General features: G+C 45.5%; 21 protein-coding genes. 11 read left to right on the top strand and 10 right to left on the bottom strand.

The window, feature by feature from the left end:
- The first annotated feature begins 20 nt into the window (after window positions 1–20).
- Window positions 21–1,025, top strand: a complete 1,005-nt coding sequence (locus QUA04_RS11325) for an ADP-ribosylglycohydrolase family protein (RefSeq protein ID WP_333256809.1) — start codon at window positions 21–23, stop codon at window positions 1,023–1,025.
- A gap of 101 nt (window positions 1,026–1,126) precedes the next feature.
- Here QUA04_RS11325 and QUA04_RS11320 read toward each other — a convergent pair whose 3' ends face one another.
- The 5 genes from QUA04_RS11320 to QUA04_RS11300 form a co-directional block, all read right to left on the bottom strand.
- Complete coding sequence (locus QUA04_RS11320) at window positions 1,127–2,536, bottom strand: cation:proton antiporter (protein WP_445242315.1); 1,410 nt, start codon at window positions 2,534–2,536, stop codon at window positions 1,127–1,129.
- A 154-nt stretch (window positions 2,537–2,690) separates the two neighbouring features.
- Window positions 2,691–3,464: a 1-(5-phosphoribosyl)-5-[(5-phosphoribosylamino)methylideneamino]imidazole-4-carboxamide isomerase gene (hisA, locus tag QUA04_RS11315; RefSeq protein WP_333256806.1), complete on the bottom strand. Its 774-nt coding sequence runs from the start codon at window positions 3,462–3,464 to the stop codon at window positions 2,691–2,693.
- Window positions 3,465–3,603: 139 nt separating this feature from the next.
- Window positions 3,604–4,281 carry a TIGR02117 family protein gene (locus tag QUA04_RS11310; RefSeq protein ID WP_333256803.1) on the bottom strand — a complete coding sequence of 226 codons (678 nt, stop codon included), beginning with the start codon at window positions 4,279–4,281 and terminating at the stop codon, window positions 3,604–3,606.
- 14 nt (window positions 4,282–4,295) lie between these two features.
- Window positions 4,296–5,498: a glycoside hydrolase family 10 protein gene (locus QUA04_RS11305; protein ID WP_333256800.1), complete on the bottom strand. Its 1,203-nt coding sequence runs from the start codon at window positions 5,496–5,498 to the stop codon at window positions 4,296–4,298.
- Window positions 5,499–5,629: 131 nt separating this feature from the next.
- A complete protein-coding gene (locus QUA04_RS11300) occupies window positions 5,630–6,763 on the bottom strand; it encodes a serpin family protein (RefSeq protein ID WP_333256796.1) in 1,134 nt (377 codons plus the stop codon).
- 548 nt (window positions 6,764–7,311) lie between these two features.
- Here QUA04_RS11300 and QUA04_RS11295 point away from each other — a divergent pair.
- The 4 genes from QUA04_RS11295 (at window position 7,312) to QUA04_RS11280 (ending at window position 10,866) form a co-directional block, all read left to right on the top strand.
- Complete coding sequence (locus QUA04_RS11295; RefSeq protein WP_333256793.1) at window positions 7,312–8,082, top strand: cysteine hydrolase family protein; 771 nt, start codon at window positions 7,312–7,314, stop codon at window positions 8,080–8,082.
- Window positions 8,083–8,295: 213 nt separating this feature from the next.
- Window positions 8,296–8,748, top strand: a complete 453-nt coding sequence (locus tag QUA04_RS11290; protein ID WP_333256791.1) for a cupin domain-containing protein — start codon at window positions 8,296–8,298, stop codon at window positions 8,746–8,748.
- A gap of 161 nt (window positions 8,749–8,909) precedes the next feature.
- On the top strand, window positions 8,910–10,499 hold the full coding sequence (locus QUA04_RS11285; RefSeq protein WP_333256788.1) for a CocE/NonD family hydrolase: 1,590 nt from the start codon (window positions 8,910–8,912) through the stop codon (window positions 10,497–10,499).
- A 19-nt stretch (window positions 10,500–10,518) separates the two neighbouring features.
- Complete coding sequence (locus tag QUA04_RS11280; RefSeq protein ID WP_333256785.1) at window positions 10,519–10,866, top strand: DUF952 domain-containing protein; 348 nt, start codon at window positions 10,519–10,521, stop codon at window positions 10,864–10,866.
- A 121-nt stretch (window positions 10,867–10,987) separates the two neighbouring features.
- Here the strand turns inward: QUA04_RS11280 and QUA04_RS11275 are convergent, their stop codons facing one another.
- Window positions 10,988–12,244, bottom strand: a complete 1,257-nt coding sequence (locus QUA04_RS11275) for a CCA tRNA nucleotidyltransferase (RefSeq protein WP_333256782.1) — start codon at window positions 12,242–12,244, stop codon at window positions 10,988–10,990.
- Between the two features lie 107 nt (window positions 12,245–12,351).
- On the opposite strand from QUA04_RS11275, the gene QUA04_RS11270 reads away from it, so the two are divergent.
- The 3 genes from QUA04_RS11270 (at window position 12,352) to tsaB (ending at window position 15,236) form a co-directional block, all read left to right on the top strand.
- Window positions 12,352–12,600, top strand: coding sequence for a Ycf34 family protein (locus QUA04_RS11270; RefSeq protein WP_006632635.1), 249 nt, complete (start codon window positions 12,352–12,354; stop codon window positions 12,598–12,600).
- Between the two features lie 219 nt (window positions 12,601–12,819).
- The gene (locus QUA04_RS11265) at window positions 12,820–14,532 is read left to right on the top strand and encodes a serine/threonine-protein kinase (protein ID WP_333256779.1); all 1,713 of its coding nucleotides are present in this window, start codon (window positions 12,820–12,822) and stop codon (window positions 14,530–14,532) included.
- Between the two features lie 2 nt (window positions 14,533–14,534).
- Window positions 14,535–15,236: a tRNA (adenosine(37)-N6)-threonylcarbamoyltransferase complex dimerization subunit type 1 TsaB gene (gene tsaB, locus QUA04_RS11260; RefSeq protein WP_333256776.1), complete on the top strand. Its 702-nt coding sequence runs from the start codon at window positions 14,535–14,537 to the stop codon at window positions 15,234–15,236.
- Between the two features lie 25 nt (window positions 15,237–15,261).
- Here the strand turns inward: tsaB and QUA04_RS11255 are convergent, their stop codons facing one another.
- Both QUA04_RS11255 and QUA04_RS11250 read right to left on the bottom strand, forming a co-directional pair.
- A complete protein-coding gene (locus QUA04_RS11255; protein WP_333256774.1) occupies window positions 15,262–16,092 on the bottom strand; it encodes a hypothetical protein in 831 nt (276 codons plus the stop codon).
- Between the two features lie 60 nt (window positions 16,093–16,152).
- On the bottom strand, window positions 16,153–16,416 hold the full coding sequence (locus QUA04_RS11250) for a hypothetical protein (RefSeq protein ID WP_333256771.1): 264 nt from the start codon (window positions 16,414–16,416) through the stop codon (window positions 16,153–16,155).
- 147 nt (window positions 16,417–16,563) lie between these two features.
- Here QUA04_RS11250 and QUA04_RS11245 point away from each other — a divergent pair, with 147 nt between their 5' ends.
- From QUA04_RS11245 to QUA04_RS11235, 3 genes are all read left to right on the top strand, one after another.
- On the top strand, window positions 16,564–19,743 hold the full coding sequence (locus tag QUA04_RS11245) for a tetratricopeptide repeat protein (RefSeq protein WP_333256768.1): 3,180 nt from the start codon (window positions 16,564–16,566) through the stop codon (window positions 19,741–19,743).
- Between the two features lie 33 nt (window positions 19,744–19,776).
- Entirely contained in the window at window positions 19,777–20,052 is a 276-nt protein-coding gene (locus tag QUA04_RS11240) for a type II toxin-antitoxin system ParD family antitoxin (protein ID WP_333256765.1), read from the top strand.
- A 77-nt stretch (window positions 20,053–20,129) separates the two neighbouring features.
- On the top strand, window positions 20,130–20,357 hold the full coding sequence (locus QUA04_RS11235; RefSeq protein WP_333256844.1) for a type II toxin-antitoxin system RelE/ParE family toxin: 228 nt from the start codon (window positions 20,130–20,132) through the stop codon (window positions 20,355–20,357).
- 428 nt (window positions 20,358–20,785) lie between these two features.
- Here QUA04_RS11235 and QUA04_RS11230 read toward each other — a convergent pair whose 3' ends face one another.
- Both QUA04_RS11230 and QUA04_RS11225 read right to left on the bottom strand, forming a co-directional pair.
- Window positions 20,786–21,607 carry an SDR family NAD(P)-dependent oxidoreductase gene (locus tag QUA04_RS11230; protein ID WP_333098608.1) on the bottom strand — a complete coding sequence of 274 codons (822 nt, stop codon included), beginning with the start codon at window positions 21,605–21,607 and terminating at the stop codon, window positions 20,786–20,788.
- Window positions 21,608–22,421: 814 nt separating this feature from the next.
- A complete protein-coding gene (locus QUA04_RS11225) occupies window positions 22,422–23,855 on the bottom strand; it encodes a carotenoid oxygenase family protein (RefSeq protein ID WP_333256762.1) in 1,434 nt (477 codons plus the stop codon).

The following is a 23,855-nucleotide window of genomic DNA, read 5'->3' as shown; positions in this document are numbered from 1 at the left end:
ACATACTTAAAACTACATAAATGGCAGTCCCGCGTCTCGAACAATTTAGAGGTTGTCTGATCGGTCAGTGTCTCGGCGACGCTATAGGCTGTAGAGTAGAAGGCTATCCTCCCGAAGTTTGCCAAAACTTTGTTAGCTACGAAGTTAGACTCAAAAAAATCAAAGATCGCGATCGCTTCGGCTTTCCTTTTGGTCAATACACCGACGACTCCCAACTCGCCCGCGAACTCCTCCAAAGCTACCTCGCTTGTGGCGAATTCGACCCCAGCGACTACGCCACCCGTATTGCTGACATTTTCGCTCAACAGCGCATTGTCGGGCGCGGTCGATCGACAGAAGAAGCTGCAAACCGCCTGATTCGGGGCGTTGCTTGGCAAGAAGCTGGTACTCGTGCTCCCAATGCTGGTAATGGCAGTGCGATGAGGGCTGGACCGATCGGCTTAATATTCTACGATCGCCCGTCCCAGCTTGTACAAGCTGCTTGCGATCAAGGGCGCATCACCCATCAAGATTCGCGGTGTTCTGCCGGGGCTGTGGCGATCGCCGGGGCTGTGGCGAGCGCGCTTCAATCTGACATGATTGAAACTGAGCCATTTCTCGGTCAACTGAGCGAATGGGTAGGAGAAGTAGATCCTTCCTTTGCTGCTTTGCTCAAAGATTTGATTGATTGGGTCAAATTGCCTCCAGAGTCAGCCGTAGAGTTGATTTCTAGAGCTGGACTCCCGTCAAACTACGAGCACTCTTGGCAAGGAATTTCCCCTTTTGTAGTCGGTAGCGTCTTGTGGAGTTTATATGCGTTTTTGAGAACGCCTCAAGATTACTGGGAAACTCTCTGCACTAGCATCGCCGTCGGTGGCGATGTGGATACCACCGCAGCAATGGCTTGTGCCATCAGCGGGGCATTTCTGGGCCTAGAAGCCATCCCGAATCAACTAGCGGAATTTTTGAACGATCAGGGTAGCTGGCGTCTGGGCGAACTGATTAAACTCGCTGACAATTGTTATCAGTTGAAAGTCAAGTTGTAGTCGCTTCTCACAACTTAGGACTTATGATTAGGGCTAAATAAATTTGGACGATCGACATTTGTTTCTAAATCAGTCGATCGTCCAGACTCAAATTCCCTCTATCAAACGATTTTCTCGCTAGAAAGTTCCCCACTAGCAGGAGGCTCTACCGTATCGCCAAAGGCAATCCGCAGAAAAGGCGGAGCCAAAAAAGTTGTCAGAATCACCATGATAATAATCGAGACTTCTAACGGTTTATCCAAAACCCCACTCGCCGAACCGATGCCGGCAAAAACTAACCCGACTTCGCCCCGAGGAATCATCCCCACTCCGATCGCCAATCGATTGATTCCAGGCTGACCAAACACCACCCAACCTGTTACGATCTTGCCCAAAATCGCAACCACAATCAAAAATACGGCAATCAAAAGTCCCGCCCGATTATCCGGCACTGTTGGGTTCAAAACCCCCAAATCCGCCCGAGCCCCCACCGTTACAAAAAAGATGGGTACAAATAAATCGGCGATGGGTTTCACCATTTCATCCAACTCCTGGCGGGCATCGCTTTCATCCAACACCAAGCCCGCAGCAAAGGCACCCAAAATCGCTTCCAGATGAATTGCATTGCCCAGAAAAGCCATGAAGTAGGCAAAAATAAATGCCGGGATGATAATATTGCCGCGAGTTTTGAGTTGACCCACCACCGCCGAGAAGGTTTTGTCGAAGATGCCCCCCAACAGAATCGAACCTAGCAGAAAAACAGTTGCACTGACAATCAAATAGATGACATTAACAACATCAATCTCCCCGGTTTTGGCTAAACTGGCGACAACAGCCAGGACAATAATTCCCAACACATCATCAATCACCGCCGCACCGACAATAATTTGACCTTCTTTAGAGTTCAGTTGTCCTAAATCAGACAACACTTTAGATGTAATTCCAATGCTGGTTGCCGTCAAAGCTGCCCCCGCAAAAATTGCTGGAATTGCTGCCGTGTGGAAAATTATCATCAAGCCCGCAGTACCAGCGGCAAAGGGAACTGCCACACCTACGCAGGCGACAACGGTAGCTTGAATTCCAACTTGCTTGAGTTGTTTGAGATCCGACTCTAAGCCAATTTCAAACAGCAGAATAATCACGCCTAATTCAGCTAGCACTGCAATGACTTCACTCTGCGATTCAAAGACACTCGTGAGTGCGGCAGGGGATAGATGATTAATCGATTGCAGAACAGTCATAATCCCTGAGTTGGATGCTGACAGCTCGCTTCCGGGAAAAACGATCAAGTGTAAAGCAGATATTCCAATAATCACCCCTGCTACAAGTTCACCCAAAACCGGCGGAAAATCCAATTTTAGAGCTACTTCCGCGCCGATTTTACTGGCGAGATAAATCACTACCAAACTGAGCAAAACTCCGCTCATAACGATCGGCGAATTTTCTGCCTCGACAGTTGCTAACAAAGGTATGGGATCAACTAGGGATGCCATCCCAGAACTTAAAGCTGTAATTGTATGGTTCAAAAACATGGGTACGATTATGGTAAGAAAGACGATTCTACGCTGACTGTTGACTGTTGACTGTTGACTGTTGACTGTTGACTGTTGACTGATGACTGTTGATTGTGAGTCAGAAAATTGATAACTGTTACATATTGGGTAGCCAGTTAACTCCACATGACGATCAAGCAAAACTCGAAGAACCCAAATCTGGCGGTACATCCTGCCACCGCCCTTGTCCGACTGCTTGAATTGCTTCTTTTAGCAAGATATCGCCGGTATAAATTGCCCTACCGACGATCGCACTTTTGACACCAATTGGTTCCAAAGCCAACAAACTCAACAAATCTGCGATAGAACTAACGCCACCGGAAGCAATCACCGGAATCGAAATAGCGTTAGCAATTTCGCGCAAAGATTCCAAATTCGGCCCTTCCATAGTACCGTCGCGGTGAATGTCGGTGTAAATAATTTCAGCCGCCCCTAACTCGGCCATTTTTTGCGCCAATTCTGTTGCTAAAACTTCCGAAGTTTCTAGCCAGCCTCTAGTCGCAACTTTACCATTTCTGGCATCGATGCCAACCAGAATTTGGCCGGGAAATTCGGCGCACAATTCGCCTACTAATTGCGGTTTTTCGACGGCGACAGTGCCGAGAATGACGCGCCGAACGCCTAAATTGAGGATAGCAGCAACAGAAGCACGATCGCGCATTCCCCCACCTACTTGACAGGGAACGTCTACTGATCGGACGATCGCTTCAATGGCTGCTTGGTTGACGGGATGACCTGCTTTGGCGCCGTCGAGGTCTACTAAATGCAGCATGGTTGCGCCTTCATTTACCCACTGTCTGGCGACTGCGACGGGGTTGTCGTTAAAAGTTTGAGACTTCGCGTAGTCTCCCTGATACAATCTGACGCATTTTCCATCCAATAAGTCGATCGCTGGAATTACATTCATAATTTTTCCTCAAATTGGTAATTATACCAGCTAAATAAAAGAATGCAACTTTAGGCAATCTCCCAACCCCTACATAATCATTCATTCCGAATTCTAAAATCTAAAATCTAAAATCTAAAATGGTATTACCGATTACCATTTATTTTTTACATTCGCAACCGCTATTTAAATGAAACATAATCGCAGAAGAAAACGTAGACCATAAAGGAGTATTGACATCAGCTTTTTGCAAAGCTTCGGCAGTCCAGTCGTTGCAAGTTCTCAAAATAGAGTAGCTGCCTTTTGATTCATAAAAACTATCGCTGTTGTCGTAGCCGTAGCTAATTTTTATTTTATTACCTGCTGCGTCTAGTTGAAAGGATTTTTTAATATAATTAACCATCTTAATATAATTTTTGCTGCTAATTTTAACACATTTGGTTTCTATACTTTGGGGGACACTCCGATAACTTTGAACGTGTACGGTAGAGGGAGTAGGGAGAAATAGGGCTTTGAAAGCTGTAACTGGGTTGATACTTCCTGATGTGGGAGTTTCCAACATAAAAGCTCGATCTCCCCAGCCAAAAGACAAATATTTATAATCAAAAGTGACATCCCGCCCTATTTCTGTTAGCGGTAAGAATTGATTCCAGTCAAAATATTCATTTTTAACGGGAACGATGATTTCGGTGTGGATGCCTTCCTTAGAAATGTATAGAGAGATTGTGCAATCTGCTTGCGAGTAATTTCCCCACTTTCTCGGAGTTAGATAGCCAATTGTTAAGAAAGCGGTCAAAGATAAGATGACAATTCCTAAGCGCTGTATGCTTTTTCTCATTTTAACTGTAGGTTTTAACTTGTGCCTTCGGATGGCTGACGCTGCATTTTTGTGGGAAAGAATTCTTGCAATGCCGAATTGCGCTGTTCAGGGGTTTCATTAGCCCAATTCGACAAACTTTCGTAGAAAAAGAACGACACGCCCGCGAAATTTCTTTTTCGCACTTCTTGCATTTGTTCTTGAATTTGTTTTAGGGGTACAGAATTATTTTTAAGACCAGTCAAAATGCCGATCGCAGTTGGAATGTGAAGTTTAGCTAATTTTACTTCTTCCCGTTCCAGTTCGGCACTAAAACGCTTGATATCGCTGCGATAAACCTGCAACACAATTTCTTGGATGTAGCCGCGTCTTTCCCAGGTAAACCAGTCCTGCAAGTGGGCGGGTAAAGAAAAGTGAAAAGGGTTCGGAGATAAGCTGACAATACATTTTTCTTTGCGGGATTTGATGGCGCGGGAAACTCGCCCCATGAAGTCGTTAATTTTGTCCGCACGCCAGCGCACCCAGAAGGTTTCACGGGCATCGTCGGAGGGAGGGCTTTTGATTTGTTCCTGATACATTAACATTGTTAGTGGCTCGTAGCCAAATTCTACTGGCAAGCCGAAATGGTCGTCAAATTGAATGCCATCTATATCATAATTATCGACAATTTCTAGGATTAAATCTAAGATAAATTGCTGGACTTCGGGATGAAAGGGATTCAGCCAAACTCGCTCGTGTTTGCCTTCTTTCCAAATAGTTGAACCGTCGCGCCGGTGCGCCAGCCAGTCGGGGTGAAGTGTGGCTAATTCCGATTCGGCGGGAGCCATGAAACCAAACTCAAACCAGGGGATTACTGCTATACCTTTTTGGCGGGATTGTGCTATAATTTCTTGGAGGATGTCTCGATCTTTCAATTCGGGCGATGGGTCGATCGACTGTCCGAATACTCGTTCGGCGGCAGCGCTGGGATAAAGCGTATAGCCTCCTTGCCACACCGTGGGATAGATGGTATTGAAATTGAGTTGATCGAGTCGATTTACAGCGTCAATGATGTTGTTGCGAGAGAAAATAACGTCGCTGTCAATGTTCGTCAGCCAGACGCCGCGCAATTCGGTTGCTGGGGTTTTGGGCGGGGTTTGAGCCAAGAGACGGGGGGATAAAATCGCGGAGGAGGTAAGGGCGATCGTAAAAACAACTATTAAAGCCAGTATCCGCTGCCATTTGTGCAATTTAATCATCAATTTGTCGCAAATATGATTATTTTTAGACTGATATTTTACCGTATAATTAGCTTGGTAGGGTGCGCCAGCTAGGGTTATTGTATTAAAAGTCGATCGAACATTTCCTGACGCACCTACTATTTTTGATATTATTTCGGGTCAACGATTGTACCCATAAATAATATTGTTCCTGTAGTATCGTCTTGAATGGCACAAAAGAAGGGACGGTTTACATTCATTAGAAAAGGCAAACTTCTGAATAACTCGATGGAAGTCACTGCGGCTGCTTCTGTACCTTCTTCGTTCACTTCGACAAATGTTTTGTGTTTTACTGAAGCTACTGCTACGTTGTCATCCGTCATCGGAGAAAAATCGGCTTTTGAGATTTCAAAAATTCCTGCCATTCCCAAAGCTATGAGTGTGCTTTTGAGTTCAACTTTATACTCCATTGTGAAGCGGGGTATTTCAATTATACAATTTATTTCTCTAAATTCTTGCATCCATTTATTCCAGTTTTCGGCTGTTAATTCCTGCAAAAAAGTTTCCAAGTTGCTATTGAGCCTGGGCAAAAAAATATACATACTCACAGAACCTTCTTTGCCGTAAGGTAAACTAACTGCTTCAAATTTGTCTGTTTCGTAGTACCCATAAATGGCTGTCTGAGACATCATCGGATGCTGTTTTGAACTGCCGTCGCTTAAAGAAAAAGTTTTGTTGGCAGTTTGAGATTTATCAAAGGGCGTTTGCCAGTTGCCTTTGAAATAAATTGCGTTAATCAAAAACAAGACTTGAGCAGGGCTAATTTCCTCGACTATTTGATCAATTTTTCCTTGAGTTTTTTGGCTCACCCAATTGTTAATGATGCTAATAGCTTGCGGATTCATAAAGTCGAGTTCGCTCAGATTAGCCTTGTAGTATTCTTGATTTATTTGCAGAAATTCTGGTTTTAAGGAGAAGCCTTGTTTCGCCCAAAGCGAGTTGGCAATTAATACTTGGACATTGGGGTCAACTTTCTGCAAACTATTTTGCAAAGCTTGATTTGCTGCGTTGATTTCTTGCGGAGTCATTCCCGTAAATTCGAGAACTTTTGTCATTTCTTGTTTGGTTGCTCCGCTAACTCCGTTGTATGTCATTGACAGTGCGAGGGCGACAGAAGTAGGGGAAATAAAGATATTTTGATTCGGCTGTTGTTTGGTGAGGGTGTGGAACAAGTTAAAACCAAATTTGGTATTAGCTGCAACAAGTCTGGCGTCTACATTTCTCTGGTTGTTAGGGGGTGTCATGGCTACAATTTCTGAGTGATTGGGATTTGCGAGGTTGATTGCGTTAATTTTTAGTGGCGGCACTAATCCTGCGAAAATTGCTAATGTAATGATGGCGGCAGTAGCCAGCCTGGTTTTCTAAGACATAACTGTTATCTCTAGTTGTGGAGTTATCTTATTTTACTATTATGACTTACCTGTGTTAATTAATTTACTTTGACTGCCTTTATTGTGATCTATATTTTTTGTTTGAGGCTGTAGGCGATAATTTAACTAACGTTTAAGGGTGGTGATTGTTCCCTAAAATAGGGTATCTAATGGTACTTGATATTGTAGCCAAGGAGGGCATCATATTTTATGAAAAGAGATTTGTAAATTTATATGGATTTTTATTGTATGATTCCCAGGCGCTAAGATTTGCGAGCGCCCAACTGTAATAAAGTTAATAAATCCTAAAAGTTATAAAAAAGTTGCCACGGATACTTAATTATAACAAAGATTTAAGATAGGACAAGTTAGTAACCATCAAATAGTTATAAGATTGAAATTGTTTTTGACTCACAATCTATATGAATCCTGATTCTCTCCGCACTTTGGGCGTACCGCCGAATGCTTGGAAAGTTGATGCCAAAATTGCTGATATCACCCGATCCCCGATCGCGCCTCAACCTGTTACCCTTGAAACAGAAACTAAAACTCTGCGTTTGGACTTAGCAAAAGCAGCAATGTTGGTGATAGATATGCAAAACGATTTCTGTCATCCCGACGGTTGGCTAGCACATATTGGCGTAGATGTAACGCCCGCCAGAACTCCAATTAATCCTTTAACAAATTTGCTGCCAAAATTGCGATCGCACGCAATACCAATTATTTGGATTAACTGGGGGAACCGCCCCGATTTGCTCAATATTAGTGCAGCTTCCCGTCACGTTTACAATCCCACAGGCGACGGCGTAGGTTTGGGAGATCCGCTGCCAAAAAACAACGCACCTGTACTGATGGCAGGGAGTTGGGCGGCGCAGGTTGTCGATGAATTAAAACCAAAATCGGAGGATATTTGTGTTGATAAATATCGGATGAGCGGCTTTTGGGATACTCCTTTAGATAGTATCTTGCGGAACCTCGGCAGAACTACACTTTTCTTCGGAGGAGTAAACGCCGATCAGTGCGTCATGGCTACCCTGCAAGATGCTAATTTCCTCGGTTACGACTGTATTTTAGTCAAAGATTGTACAGCTACGACATCTCCCGAGTATTGCTGGCAAGCTACTCTTTATAACGTTAAACAATGTTTTGGTTTTTTGTCGGATTCTCAGGCTATGTTAGAAGCAATTAAATAGCAGTCATCAGGGGAGTATCCCTCTGGAGTATAAAAAGCGTTTTTTAGGAGTGCGAGAGTCCCGTACAGCAAAGCCTATATATCTCGCTTCCTGCTCTGACAGCGAACTCTCCTGTGAAATTAATAAACTTTGGAGGTTGAGCGGCGGACTAATGACTCTGGATTCTCACTAATGACAGCAGAAACATAACCACTGACAACTAACAATAAAAAAATGACAAACCAGTGCGTGATTCCTGTTATAAAGTCTCCGAAAGACTACCAAGCATTTCGCATCAGTCCGGGCGATACTAATAGATTAGCTATCGTCTTCGATCCGGTAACAGCTAATGTTTCGTTAACTGTTTGCGTGGAAATTTTCGATGTGGGCGGCAAAACTCCTCCCAACCGCCATCAATTCGCAGTAGAAATGTTTTTTGTACTCAAAGGCAAAGGGCAAGCAACCTGCGACGGCAAAACAGTTGGTATTCAACCGGGAGATAGTTTGTTAGTGCCTCCAACAGGCACTCACCTAATTGAGAACACGGGCAGTGAACGTTTGTACACTTTGTGCATCATGGTGCCGAATGAGGATTTTGTAGAACTAATTCGCAGCGGCACACCAGTCGAACTCGATGAGGAAGATATGAGAGTTCTCAGGCGATCGGATGTACTCGTATCCTGCTAGGTTTGTAGTAAGGAGTTGAGTGCTTAGATGAAAACTATTTCATCAGGTTTGTAGTCAGGGTTTCCATCCTTAGAAGAAGCACTAAAGCCCTTACTACAAACTTTTTTATTTGATGTTTTTTAGGATTTATGCTGAAACTTTGTCCGAAAGAAACAGCGTCAATGCTAACTAAAGATGGGGTTCGTTTAGATGCTGACATCTACCGCCCTGATGCGGAGGGCGAATTTCCAGTATTATTAATGCGGCAACCTTACGGAAGGGCGATCGCCTCTACAGTAGTATATTCCCATCCCGCATGGTACGCCAAACACGGCTACATCGTTGTTATCCAAGACGTGCGGGGACGCGGCACTTCCGAAGGCGAATTTAACCTATTTGTTAGCGAAACACAAGACGGTTTTGATAGCGTCAATTGGGCAGCTAATTTGCCGGGAAGTAACGGCAAAGTCGGAATGTACGGTTTTTCCTACCAAGGCATGACTCAACTCTATGCGGCGGCGGCTAAACCCAGCGCATTAATAACAATTTGTCCGGCAATGGTAGGCGGCAATTTATACGCAGATTGGGCCTATGAAGGCGGCGCATTTTGTCTGCAATCAAATCTCGGCTGGGCCATTCAGCTAGCCGCAGAAACCGCTCGCTTAAAAGGCGATATTTCTGCCTATCCAGCCTTTTATGCAGCTTCGAGAAATCTCCCGCTATACGATAGTTTACCCGCCCGTCCTGAGATTATTAAAAATCTTGCCACCGACTTATATTACCACGATTGGTTGGATAATTATCGACCCAACGACTATTGGGAAAACTTATCGCCAAACATCAAAGATTTAGACTTGCCAATGCTACACATTGGCGGTTGGTTTGATACTTATTTGCGGGGAACAATCCATCTTTACAAGGAAATGGCGAGCCGGAGTTCCTGTCCGCAGCATTTGATAATTGGCCCTTGGGCGCATTTACCTTGGGGGCGAAAAGTTGGAGCGTTGGATTATGGTTTTGCAGCTTCAAATCCTGTGGATGAGTTGCAAATTCGCTGGTTCGATCGCTTCCTCAAAGGAGTTGATACAGGAATATTAGACGAACGGCCGATTTCGCTATTTGAGATGGGGAGGAATGATTGGCGGAAATTTGATAAATGGCCTAATAATCATAAATCTTATTTTTTAGCAAGTAATGGACTTGCCGCGATGAGAGAAGATGCGGGTATTTTAACAGAGAGTTGCTCGGATGTTTGCACTGAGGATCTATTCGTCCATGACCCTTGGCGGCCCGTGCCATCCTTCGGAGGTCACGCTGCATTTCCTGCCGGTTCGATGGAGCGATCGACTATTGACTGCCGCACCGATGTGTTAACATACACTTCGGCACCGCTAACAGCAGATTTGCACTTAGCTGGAGATATAATTGTCGAAGTATTTTGTACCGCCGATGCGCCGAGTTTTGATTTGTGTGCGATACTTTCTGAGGTCAAAGATAGTGGCAGCGTTTACAATTTTAGTCAAGGTTACGTGCGGGTGAATTCAGGCGAAACACCTGTAAGAATTGTGCTGCAAGCAACTTGTATGCAAATTGCCAAAGGTAATGCGTTGCGTCTGAGTTTGAGTGCGGCTTGTTTTCCCGCTTACGACGTGAATCCGGGAACGGGCGCGCCTCCCGGTGAAGCCCGGACGATCGATGCTAAAATTATCACGCTGACAGTAAGTTGTGGCGGGAATTGTCCCTCTCAAATTTTGCTGCCAATTCTCAATTAAACCTAGAATTTATTCAATCATGAGCATTATTTTTCACATCACCCGCAGCCAACAGTGGGAAGAAGCAAAACAGGTTCAATCCTATCGCGGCGATACGCTAGATACTGAAGGATTTATCCACTGTTCGACTCTGCCACAAGTTCTTAGATCTGCTAATAAATTTTTTGTGGGACAAACAGGATTGCTGCTGCTTTGGATTGACTCGGACAAAGTGCAAGCTGAACTTAAGTATGAATTGGCGGCGGGTGATAATTACCCGCACATTTACGGGCCGCTGAATGTTGATGCTGTGTTGAAAGTTGTTGAGTTTGAACCGGGTGACGATGGCAAGTTTGAATTGCCGGAAGAATTAAAAAATGTTGTTTAAGATTCTGATTTTTTAGCATTGTAAACTAACTTCTTAGGGCGGGCTAGAAACCCACCCCACGGGAAAGTTAAATTTTGTGGAATGGGCATCTTGCCCGTTCTAATTTCTGAAATTTATCAATTTAAACTGACTGATTAACCAACTCTGCCGCCAATTTCAGCGCATCTTCGCGAGTTGCAATTCTACCCTCCACTCGCGCTAATTGAATCTCCATTAAAAATTGACCGATGCGCGGACTTCTGGGCAATTTCAAATATTCCATTAAATCATTGCCGCTAACTAATTGTGTGGGATGAGCAATAATATCATCAGCATCCAGATAGCGATTAATTAACAGTGAAATATCCTCAACCGCAACTCCCGCAGCCACCCCCAAAACCGTTAAAACGGGAAATACTATTCCCACATCCCGAAACAAAAAATACTGTTCTCGCAAAGACATTTCCGCAATAGGTTTTGCTTGCAATTGTGGCAAGTATTTCAAAAGCCCGATCGCACTTTTAATCTCCACATTGCTGTACTTCAACCGCAGCAACTGCGTTTCAGCCATTGTCGGGTCGGAATCTGCCAAAATAGCCAACTTCGCCACAGCCAACAAAGGCGTTTTAATTGTATCTCTAATCTGACGCCCGAATTCCTTCCCTAATTCCGGGTAAATTGCCCCTAATTTGTCAGCAGAGGCGTCAATTTTTGTCAAAATATCAAAACGGTCGATCGCACTTTCAAACCAAATCGAAAACAAACCATCTTCGCAACCGCGACAAATCCAAGGAACACCGTTAGGATTGCTCAACAAATAACCCAATTCCGTCCGCACCCGTTCCACCGCTACCCGACTCAACAGCGGCGCTAATTCTCGAATGGCCGATTGAGTTTCAGGTTCGATCGCAAAACCCAACTGTGCCGCTTGGCGGTAAGCTCTTAATAACCTCAGCGGATCGTCCTCCAAATTTGACCGCGAAATCATCCGCAGCACACCCAACCGCAAATCAGTTTGACCGTCCAAAGGATCGATGATTTCTCCTGTAAAAGGATTGTAGGCGATCGCATTTATCCGAAAATCTCGGCGCAGCAAATCCCCCTCCAGACTCCCCCCTTCCGCTTGCGCCAAATCCACCGTACCGCCCGCAAACACCACCCGCGCAATTTGGCGTTCCGCATCCAACAAGACAAATCCACCATTCGTGCGATCGGCAATTTTTCGAGCAGTCTTCACCGCCCGTGTTAGCATGACAAAATCCAAGTCAAAATAGTGCGATCGGCGGCCCAGCAACGCATCCCGTACCGCACCGCCCACCAGATAAGCAGGCGGTGTCAGCAGTTTCAAATCAAACGGCCAAGTATTAGGAGATAATGAAGAGGGCAAATTAATCGGCATTGCAACAAAAATCTACAAACTTACAAACAATTAAACTCTTGCTACGCTAGATTAACAGAAAGCTCAAATTTCACCAATCTTTTTGAAATGCACAGAGGATATCAAGAATGTGTATTTGTATTAACTGCCACTATGTAGACCGCTGCTTCACCTACCACGCCGTAGAAGAACAGCACGAACAGCTTCACCTCACCGAAACACCCGATTTCGACCCCGTAGAACCCACCATCAACGTCAACATCCGTCCCCGCCAAGACGAAATTGAAATGGAATGGGATGTAGTGGGGTGTCAGAGTTTCAAGCAAGAGACCGGCAAATGGGCAAAATTGCGGCCAGGCGAACTCGTCCCGACTTAAGGAAGAAGGAAGAAGGAAGAGGGAAGAAGGAAGAAGGAAGAACCAAAAAATAAAACGATCTCATTTTCTTGTTTCTTCTTTTTACCCGCTTTTCAATTTTCAATTTCCAATATTCAATTCCCAATTTTCAATTTTCAATTACCGATGCCCGATGCCCAATTCCCCATTCCCCATTCCCAATTAAAAATCTAAAATCTAAAATCTAAAATCTAAAATCCAATGTGCTATTGCTTAAACCCAACTTGTCAGAATCCGCACAACCCAGGGGATGCAGAATTGTGCCAAAGTTGCGGCTCCAATTTGTTGTTAACTTTTGACGCAGAAACGCCATCAGCATCTCGCTACCGAACCATAAAGCCGATCGGGCAAGGAGGCTTTGGCCGAACATTTCTAGCAGTTGATGAAACCAAACCCCTGATTTTTTCGCAGTGCGTAATCAAGCAATTTTTTCCGCAAAATACCGCAGCCGAAAAAGCCGCTCAACTATTTCACCAAGAAGCAGCCCAGCTAGAAACCTTGGGCAAACATCCCCAGATTCCCGAATTAATCGCGCATTTTGAACAAGACGGGAGACAGTATTTAGTACAAGAATTTATAGACGGCAAAAACCTAGCCCGAGAATTAGAACAAAAAGGAGCATTCACCGAAACTCAAATTCGGCAAATTCTCAACGATTTATTGCCAGTGCTCCACTTCGTCCACAAATCCAAAGTCATTCACCGCGATATCAAACCCGAAAATATAATTCGCCGCCGCCTATCTCCAGCCCCTTTACCCGCCTTAGAAAATTCCTATCAACCCTCTCCTTTCCAAAAAGATATTGTTTTAGTAGACTTTGGTGCAGCTAAGAAAGTAACAGCAAACGGCTTGCAGCCAACTGGTACAATCATCGGCAGTGCTGCTTATACAGCCCCAGAACAATTGATGGGGAAAGCAGTTTTTGCTAGCGATATCTACAGTTTGGGCGTTACCTGCATTCACTTGCTGACTGAAATTCCTCCCTTCGATTTGTTCGACAGTACAGAGGATTCTTGGGCTTGGCGAAATTATTTGAAGACTGCTGTTAGCGATGATTTCGGCCGCATCCTCGACACCATGCTCCAAAGTGCCACCAATCGGCGCTACAGTTCAGCATCAGCAGTCATCCGGCACTTGAACCCCAAACCAGTGTATTTAGACGCACAGCCGGTGCTAGACGCGCCGGAAATGCCCGCAGAACGGGTGGTTACACCTGCGCCCGGTGTGTCGCTTTTTACTCGCCAACAGCAAGCCGAAATTCAGCAAGCTTTACAAGAGGATCTCGCCCCCTACAATGTTACAATCCAAGTCAGTCAAGCCAAGCAACAGCTCAATATCGTCATCAACAGAACCGAAGATAACCCCGTTTACTATCCGCACTTATCTCAAATAATTGCCACCAGACTCACCGATTTGCAGTTAAATAAAGTCGCAGCCGTGAAGCTGTTGGGAAGAGTCAACAATTCTCGCCGCCCGGAGTGGAAGCAAATATTGCAAATCGATCCCAAGATTCAATTGAGAAACAAACTCGTGCGGCTGAAACACAATCAATTACTCAAGAAAATCGCCCCTGTTACTACCCAAGAATTTTGGCTGCCTAAGTTGAAAACTCAGGATTTTTGGATAGATGCGCTAATGTTTGCCTTAGTTTGGTTTATCTTTGGCTCTCAAATAGTAATTTTTAATTCTTGGTTTGCGCTAATAGTTACGTCGGGTTTTATGACGGTGAAGCATCAAGTTTCCCAACACAAAGAATTTGCCAATAAAAATTTATTCGCAAGTTTAGTTGTGCTGTTTTTGATGACTGGGGGCATGGGGAATTCCAGGATTTTAAATACGGGAATATTTGGCATTCTTTTGGGTTGCTTAGTTGTGGCTTTACCCCTGTTTTTTGTTAAGGAAAATTATCAGTAATCGTGAATAGCAATCCCCAAGACGGAACATCTGTTAAAAAATACGGCTTAGCCCTGCACACCGCTAGTCGCGAGCTCGGTTTAGCCATCAGCAATTTTGGCGGGGATTCTCGCTGCCAAACTTGGAATTTGGATCGGGATTTAGCAACTCATTTGCATCAGTATTTAGTCGAGTTTATTCAGCCGCAAACTTGGGCGGATTTGGCTTTTATTGCTGTGGCGAAGGGGCCCGGAGGTTTCACGGGGACTCGGATGGGAATGGTTACGGCGCGGACTTTGGCTCAACAGTTGGATATTCCGGTTTTTGCGGTTTCAACTTTGGCGGCTGTGGCTTGGGCGGAACCCCCCCTTACTAAGGGGCTTTTGGAATTAGAACCCCCCCTTGCTAAGGGGGGGCTTTTGAGAGAGGATATTGCGCTGCAAATGCCTGCACAGCGCGGACAATTGTTTGGGGCGGTTTATTCAGTTAACAAAGATTCTGGTTTAACTGAGTTGTTTCCTGATACGGTGATGACTCCTGAATCTTGGCAAGAAAAGTTGGATAATTGGGGAAATTCTTATCAGTTAATTGAAGTTGGTAGCGAGTTGGGTTGGTCGGTTTCTAGTGTGTTGGAATTGGCTTATTTGGAGTGGAAAATGGGAAGTCGTCCTGATTGGTCGGATGCTTTGCCTTTTTACGGTCAACATCCGGTTAAGGGACACTGAATATTGGGAATAGGGAATTTGGTAATTAGGGATAAGTGATGTTGACTTTTAGCCAATCCAATCCGAGATCCAGGTTGTACGTATCGTTAGTGACTTTTCCGGTATTAGCCACCACAGCCTTTTGAAGAAGAGATTTTTGCAATGGCATTCTCAGCGGCTCAGCAAAGCTCTGATCGGCAGCAATTTGTACCTCAAGTCGATCGGCTTCGTCACTAGGATATGTTGTGGCATATATACCAATCTCACCTGAGACTTCATGAAGTTCTGAGACTAGGGCAGTTGCCGCTTTCCACCATTTATAAGCTGCCTTGGTTGCCTTAGAATTGCTTCCATAAGCATTCCAGATCAGGATGGTTGTGATTGCTGACTGCCTAATCTGACAACACATAATCCTAGCTACGTGGAGATGTTCGTCCAGCGTGAAGCCTTTATATGGTCTGGGTAGATTCAGGGGTAAAGAAAGTTTTCCTGATGGTTGTTCATGAAATTCTTCTCTAAACCCCGCGCTAAACTCATTGTCCCACTGTTCAGCGAACTCAGTTGGCCCGTAGTAGCATTCTATTGGATCAATTTCAGAGTTGTAGCCGTTTCTGAAAAGAACGTGATTGGGTGGGACTTCAGCACAAACGATGTCATCTAGGTTAGACTTAAGAGTTGACAATGCACTCTGCAGCTTGCAAGCAAGCCTGCGAACTTTTGAGGTTTTACCGTAGCACCAACTAGATACAACACTCAGGCTTAGTGCTTCATCTCTCCGGTGTTTAATGTATAGCCCCAAATGTTTGTGCTGTTCAAAATTGAAGCCTTTATAGATATTGTTTTTTGAGTATTTTTGTCCTGCTTTGATAGCGCTCATCTCAGTTCAAATTGGCATTATTTTTTAAATGCTATAAATTATAACATAAGTTTTCGTTGTTTATTTAAGCGCGATACAAATTTCGAGGCAAAAAGTTAATGTTAGCGGGTCTGGGTTTTCGGTTCGCAATTGCTCGATTTCATCAGGATCGCAGCCGCGAGATTCCATGAAATCGAGCATCCAGTTCGTTATTGTAGCGACATCGATGTATTTTGCTCCGAGACAAACAGGGCAAATGTCTGGGCTCAGGGTACCGGTGCCGCCGCATTCTGGGCAATCCCAGTGGGTTGTTACGGGCTCGGGGGTAGTTAGGATGTTGTTCATGCTGGGAAAAAGTTCGTGAGTAGCTATCCCGTAGGGAATCGCACTACTCGTTCACTCTAACAAATATGCCGATCGCCCTGACTTCTTCCTGCCTTAACACTAAGCAGGCTAGCGACTAAAATTGAAAAAAATACAAAAGGGGTGGCTATGTTCGATCGCGCTCAATGGTTTTTGGCTGGTATATCGATCACACTTTCGGTTCTGCTAAGTCAGCCAGTGGCAGTAGCCGTACCCGTTGGCAAAGTCGTACAAACAGCACAAAGTAACAGTAACGAAGGTGCTGCAAAAGCATTAAACGAAGGACTACAACTGTACGAGCAAGGAACGACCCAAGCAAAAAGAAGTGCGATCGTCAAGTGCGAAGAAGCATTAAAGCTGTTTCGGCAAGCAGGCGACAATAGAGGGCAAGCACTTAGCCTCCTTGGTCTTGCCAAAATCTACTTAGACTTGGGAGAGAAACAGAAAGCATTAGAGTATTGGAGCCAATCCCTTCCTCTGAGTCGAACCCTCGGCGATCGCCGTTGGGAAGCTACCGCCCTCACCAGCATCGGCACTGTCTACGATGAATTGGGAGAAAAACAGAAAGCGCTAGAGTATTACAACCAGTCCCTGTCTCTGAAACGGGCAATCGGCGATCGCAGTGGGGAAGCTCGCACCCTCACCAGCATCGGCACTGTCTACTTACAATTGGGAGAAAAACAGAAAGCGCTAGAGTATTACACCCAGTCGCTTCCTCTATTGCGGGCAGTGGGCGATCGCGCCGGGGAAGCTGCCACCCTCACTAACATCGGCAGTGTCTACTCACAATTGGGAGAAAAACAGAAAGCGCTAGAGTATTACACCCAGTCGCTTCCTCTATTGCGGGCAACCGACTATCGCAGGGGAGAAGCTGCCACCCTCAACAACATCGGCGGTGTCTACTCAGATTTGGGAGAAAAACAGAAAGCGCTAGAGTATTACACCCAGTCGCTTCTCCTGAGTCGGGCAACAGGCAATCGCGGTGGGGAAGCTGTCACCCTCACCAGCATCGGCTTAGTCTACTCAGAATTGGGAGAAAAACAGAAAGCGTTAGAGTATTACACCCAGTCGCTTTCCCTGACTCGGGCAACCGACGATCGCGGCGGGGAAGCTATCACCCTCAATAACATCGGCTTAGTCTACTCACAATTGGGAGAACAACAGAAAGCGCTAGAGTATTACACCCAGTCGCTTCCCTTGACTCGGGCAGTAGGCGATCGCCCACAGGAAGCTATCACCCTCAATAACATCGGCAATGTCTACTCAAAATTGGGAGAAAAACAGAAAGCGCTAGAATATTACACCCAGTCGCTTCCCCTGAGACGGGCAGTAGGCGATCGCTCAGGGGAAGCTGCCACCCTCAACAATATCGGCAGTGTCTACTCACAATTGGGAGAACAACAGAAAGCGCTAGAGTATTACAACCAGTCGCTTCCCCTAACTCGGGCAGTAGGCAATCGCGGTGGGGAAGCTGCCACCCTCAAGAACATCGGCAGTGTCTACTCAGAATTGGGAGAACAACAGAAAGCGCTAGAGTATTACAGCCAGTCGCTTCCCCTATTTCGGGCAGTAGGCGATCGCTCAGGGGAAGCTCTCACCCTTTACAGCATGGCTTCTGTCAAACGCGACCAAAACAATCTTTCCGAAGCCCTCAACGACATTGAATCCTCTATCAAAATCATCGAAAACCTCCGCACCAAAATTGCCAGCCCTGAACTCCGCAGCTCCTACTTTGCCACAGTACAGGACTCCTACGAATTCTACATCGATTTGTTAATGCAACTGCACAAAACTAATCCTAAATCCGGTTACGATACTAAAGCCTTAGAAGCTAGCGAACGTTCGAGGGCTCGCAGCCTCCTCGAACTCCTCTTTGAAAGTAACGCCAACATTCGCGAAGGTATTTCCCCCGAGTTACTGCAACAAGAAAAGAGCCTGCAACAGCAACTAGATGCTATTGAAAAGCAGCGCATCGTAACACTCAGCACCCCCAATCCCAACGCGACTAAAATCGATGAAATCGACAAACAGCGCCTCGCACTTTTGGAACAATATCAGCAAATTCAAGCCCAAATTCGTACCACCAGCCCCCGCTACGCTGCCCTCACCCAACCCCAACCTTTAACGCTGCCTGAAATTCAGAAACAGATTCTTGATGAAAACACGATTTTATTGCAGTATTCCCTCGGCAAAGACCGCAGTTATTTGTGGGTTGTGACATCAACCGGACTAACCAGCTATGAATTACCAAAACAGGTTGACATTGAAACAGCAGCTAAGGAGTTCCTAGAGGCAATAACTAGCCCAATCCAGAGAGATATTCCCCAACAAGTTGCCCAAGCAAGTGCAAATCTGGGTCAAGTGATTTTACAACCCGCAGCAGCCCAATTAGGAAACAAACGTTTATTAATTGTTCCCGACGGCGTGCTGCACTATACCCCTTTTCAAGCTTTAACTATTTCCCCAACCAGGGGACAAAATACCAATGTTCCCTTAATTATCGAACATGAAATTATCACTCTGCCTTCTGCCTCAAGTCTCGCCATTCTCAGGCAAAATTACGGAGACAGAAAACCACAAAGCCAAACTTTAGCAATTTTAGCCGATCCGGTTTTCAGTCCCGACGATGACAGACTCAAAGGAAAACTTACCCCGGAAACTACCGAAAAGCTAGCATTCAATAATCTCGGTTTAAGTCTATCGCTTCGTGCTTCTAATCGGCAATGGCCGCCCGAACGCCTACCATTTACCCGCCAAGAAGCCCAAACAATATTCAGCTTATTCCCCTCAGCTTCTAGCCGTCAAATATTTGATTTTGATGCCAGTCGCACTACTGCTACCGATGGAAATTTAGCCAATTATCAAATCGTTCACTTCGCCACCCACGGCCTTGCCAACAGCCAAAATCCAGAACTGTCAGGAATTCTGATGTCGATGGTAGATGACAAAGGCAATCTTGTCAATGGTTTTTTGCGCCTCACGGATATTTTCAACTTGAAACTGGCGGCAAATTTAGTGGTTTTAAGTGCTTGCCAATCGGGCATGGGACAGAATGTTAAAGGCGAAGGAATGGTGGGATTAACAAGGGGTTTTATGTATGCGGGGGCGCAGCGGGTGGCGGTGAGTTTGTGGAGTGTGGATGATGAAGGAACTGCTGTGTTAATGCAAAAGTTTTATCAAAAAATGCTGCAACAAAAGTTAGCGCCGGCGGCAGCTTTGAGGGCGGCACAGATCGAAATGATGCAGCAGGAAAAATGGAAGTCTCCCTATTATTGGGCGGCTTTTACCTTGCAAGGGGAATGGAAATGATATAATAGTTAAAGGTTCTCAGAGGTAAACCCCATGAAAATTACTCTCAAGCCTGAGCAGCAAAAATTCATAGAAGCACAAGTTACAAGTGGCAGATATCCTTCGGCGGAGGACGTAATCGCAGCGGCATTAGAACTCCTAGCCGACAACAGCGAGCCCAAAGAGAGCAACAGCTATCAAAAATGGGTAGAAGAAACGCGCTCAAAAGTATCAACAGGAATAGCTCAACTCGATCGCGGTGAAGGAATTGATGGAGAAATAGTCATAGCAAGATTGCAGGAAAAATTTTGCAAAATGCGGGATAACTAAAGATGAGTCGCTACATTCTTTCTCCAGAAGCGAGGATCAATTTAGATGAAATTTCGGATTAGTTTGCAGCTAGAAATATTGAATCCGGAGAACAGTTCGTCGAGGAGTTCAATCGAAAGTGTCGCAATTTAATTAACTTTCCTAATATGGGCCGTAGTTACGAGGAACTAGCTGCTTCTGTGCGGGGGCTTCCTCTCATGGGTTACATTATTCTTTATCGGGCGATAGACAGTGGAATTGAAATTATCAGGGTGGTGAGGGGAGAACGGGATTTACCGTCGCTATTTTCTGATGAGGATGAGTGATATCATTGGTGTCAACTTAAGGTAAAACCTAGTCACAGACGGCTTTTGACTATTAAACTTAGATCCCCCCTAGCCCCCCTTAAAAAGGGGGGGACAAGATTCTTCTCAAAGTCCCCCTTCTTAAGGGGGATTTAGGGGGATCTAGACTAAGCTAAAAGCGAGATTGATCAAGGGTTTGAGTCTTAAGTGGACACCTATGGGCACAACGCCGTGTCCTCTATATCATTCCGATGCTACCGGAAACGATATGACTAACAGTTAACGTGTTTGCCAAATGTAAGGTGCGCTTAGGAACGGGCAAGATGCCCGTTCCACAACACATCAAATTTTTTGTGGGGAGTAGGGCTTGGGCGAACGGGCAAGATGCCTGTTCCACAAAAGAATGAGTTTTCTTGTGGGGTGGGCATCTTGCCCGCCCATAAAAGGGTTTATCGCCCGCTAGCTAAAGCCTCCCGCAATTTGCGGCCCCGCGATTTATCCCGAAGTTCTGGAGTCGCCATCCGCAACACAAAATCCAGCAACCAAGGCGCAATTCGGTGACACCAAACTGCTAGATGACTTTGCCATCCTACTAAGATTTCCGGCGCATCTTTGTGCAATCCCGCCACCAGTGCTAGGGCAACTTTTTCGGGAGTTGTGGGCACTACCCACCGGAATTGCTCCAAGTCTCGCACCATGTCGGTATCTGTTAGAGATGGCAGCAAAGCTGTGACTCGAACATTGTACTGAGTTAACTCGCTGCGTAAAGCTTGGGTGAATCCCAAAATCGCAAATTTGGTAGCAGAATAAGTCGCCATTGTGGGAGCGGCAATTTTGCCCATTAAGCTGGAAACATTGACGATTGTTCCCTCTTTTTGAGTCGCCATTCGCCGAGCTATCAAGCGGGTAATTGTGTAGGTTCCGAGCAAATTTAAGGCGATTTCTTCCTCGATTAACGGCAGCGGGGAACGCAAGAATGATGCTTGGTGGGCAACGCCTGCACAGTTGACTAGCAGGTGAATCGGGCCGCAATCTCGCCAAGCTTGGGCGATCGCAATATTCACCGCTACTGACTGAGTTAAATCCAAAGCTAACGGCACTACTTCTGTGCCCAAAACATCGATTTCCTCTGCCAGTTCAATTAATTGCTTGCGGTTGCGCGCCACAATCAACAAACGTTTGACTCCTTGTCTCGCTAATTCCAGGGCGATCGATCGCCCAATTCCGCGCGAAGCTCCTGTAACAAGAGCTGTTTTTCCTTGAAGTTGCATAGATTAAACCTTTTGGTAGATGCTCACTGCGGCACGGAGTTATGAGTTGTGAGTTGTGAATTATTAGTTATGAGTTGGATGTTTTGGCGGTAACAACTCATAATTCATAATTGTTGAAAAGGCTATCTTGTTCCGATAAGCCTAATTTATTCGTGGGGTTAACTCAAAACCCAAAACTGTTGAATCGCTAACGTGCGCGTGAGTTGAACTAAACTTTTGGTTTGCCAGGAATCAGTCAAATATCTGGTCATGTAACCTCATGCAAGCAGACAAATTTGAGATGGGCAAACCTAGTCGGAAATCATGACCAAGCGGGCTTTATTACCGCTTTTTTTTCAGTTCGCGGAGGCGGACTTTGCCTGTGTAGTCGCGAATTTATTCGCTGGGATTGGTTATCAGCCGGGGATTTATTCAGTCGGCGGAGGCGGACTTTGCCTGCGTAGCCGCGAATTTATTCACCGGGGAGATTCACCGCGAATTTGTCATTTACCGGGGTTCGATAACCCCTCTTTCTTCACTCCGTGGAGGCGGATTTTGCCTGTGTAGCCGGGAATATACGCCGGGGATTGGTTATTCGGCAGGGCTTAATTACCCCTCTTTTTTTAGTCCGCAGAGGCAGACGATATCCTGTGCAACCGCGACTTACAATCGCCGGGGATTCGTGCGAATTGGCACAGGATAATTGAGCAATGCAGATTATCAATTCCACACCTCCTAGATATGAGAATTTCCTATCTACACACACCTTAACAACTTGACAGAGAAGCGGCAACAATTTTTAATAAATCTTCCGCAACACTTCTTTACAATTTTCTCAGACTGCCGATTTCCAAGTGCCGTGAAAGCCCAAAGGTATGACACCGGGCAATTCTAGCTTGCAAACAGGTTCGCGAGAAAGTCCATCGCTGTCAAATATCCAGACTTCGCTGCTGTCAGAATTGCCGTCATAAATAACTGTTACTATCCAACCTTTCTCCGACGAAATATCTGGAACGTAGATGGGCTCTGTGGGATAGCGATTTTCGCCCAAGTCGGCAATTGTGAGATTGCGGCTTTGCGTGTCAAAACGGGCGATCGCACCATAACGTTCCGGTACAATATCAACGTCAGGCCGATACATTGCCAGATAAATATATCGCGAGTCTTGCCCTATTTCTGAAGCAGGTACCGTGGGAAACTCGCACGGTTGATCCAGCAATTCTTCGGCTGCTGTCACTTTGCCAGTTTGAGGATTTAGACACACCCGCCACAGAGTCCCCTCCGCATCAGTGCGAGTTTCGCCCGCCGCTACTTCTTTCAGCCGCTGATTAGTTTGAAAGTCAGCGAAGCGCACAAAATCTACAGCTACCGAACCATCTTTCTTGACAAAACCGTTAGCAAAATGCCACTGAAACCAAGAATCGGTTTCGCCGCGACTAACTAAAGATAGAGTTTCAGAGTCAACAACTAATATCTGCGTTCCTAACTCGGGTTTCCATTCAAAAGACTCGCTGTAACTGCTAATTCCAGCTAAAACCGGTAAAGGTTTTAGTCGCATCGGTGGCACAAAAAATATGAGATACTTCCCTGCAAAAACAAAATCGTGGATCATCGGAATTCCATCTAAAGCAACTGTTGCTTTTTGGAATATTTTGCCTGTACTATCGCTTTTATAGAGATTCAACTTTGTACTAGCACCCTGTGTAATTCCAAAGTTAAAAATATTCCCAGTAATGGGGTCGCGCTTGCAGTGAGCTGAATAAGAAGAGCCGCTCTCTAAACTGCCTAAATCGTCCGTTCCCTGAGTTTCCAGAGTTTGCAAATCGAGGCTGTGAGGCAAGCCACCTTCCCACAAAGCTAAAAGGCGATCTGGCAAAGCTAAAACAGAAGTATTGGCAACATTTTTAACAGTTTTAGTCCACCGCAACCACGCCGGACCCGGTGCTGTCATGCCATAATTACTGTAGAGAAATTTATCAGCTTTTTCCTCAGCTTGATATCCCGCTGTCTGCACGTAGCGATAAACAGCAGCAGCACCGACATCGGTAAAATGTACAGCCAAAATTGCACCATCGCCATCAAACCAGTGTCCCGCATTCATGCCGCCGCGTTGCAAACGTGCGGGCCCGTTACGGTAGAGAGTGCCGCGCAATCCTGCGGGAATTTTACCGCTTTTAATCAATAGCTGAGTCAGCGGAAACTCCGCAGCAGGACGGGCTAAAGCTTGAGCCCAAGATTTTTTAGCTGAGATTTTAGTGTCGGTTTTCAT

Source organism: Microcoleus sp. S13_C5 (assembly GCF_036700845.1).
Taxonomy (GTDB): domain Bacteria; phylum Cyanobacteriota; class Cyanobacteriia; order Cyanobacteriales; family Microcoleaceae; genus Microcoleus.
Note: the sequence above shows the minus strand (reverse complement) of the source record. Positions and strands in the feature narration are given on the sequence as shown.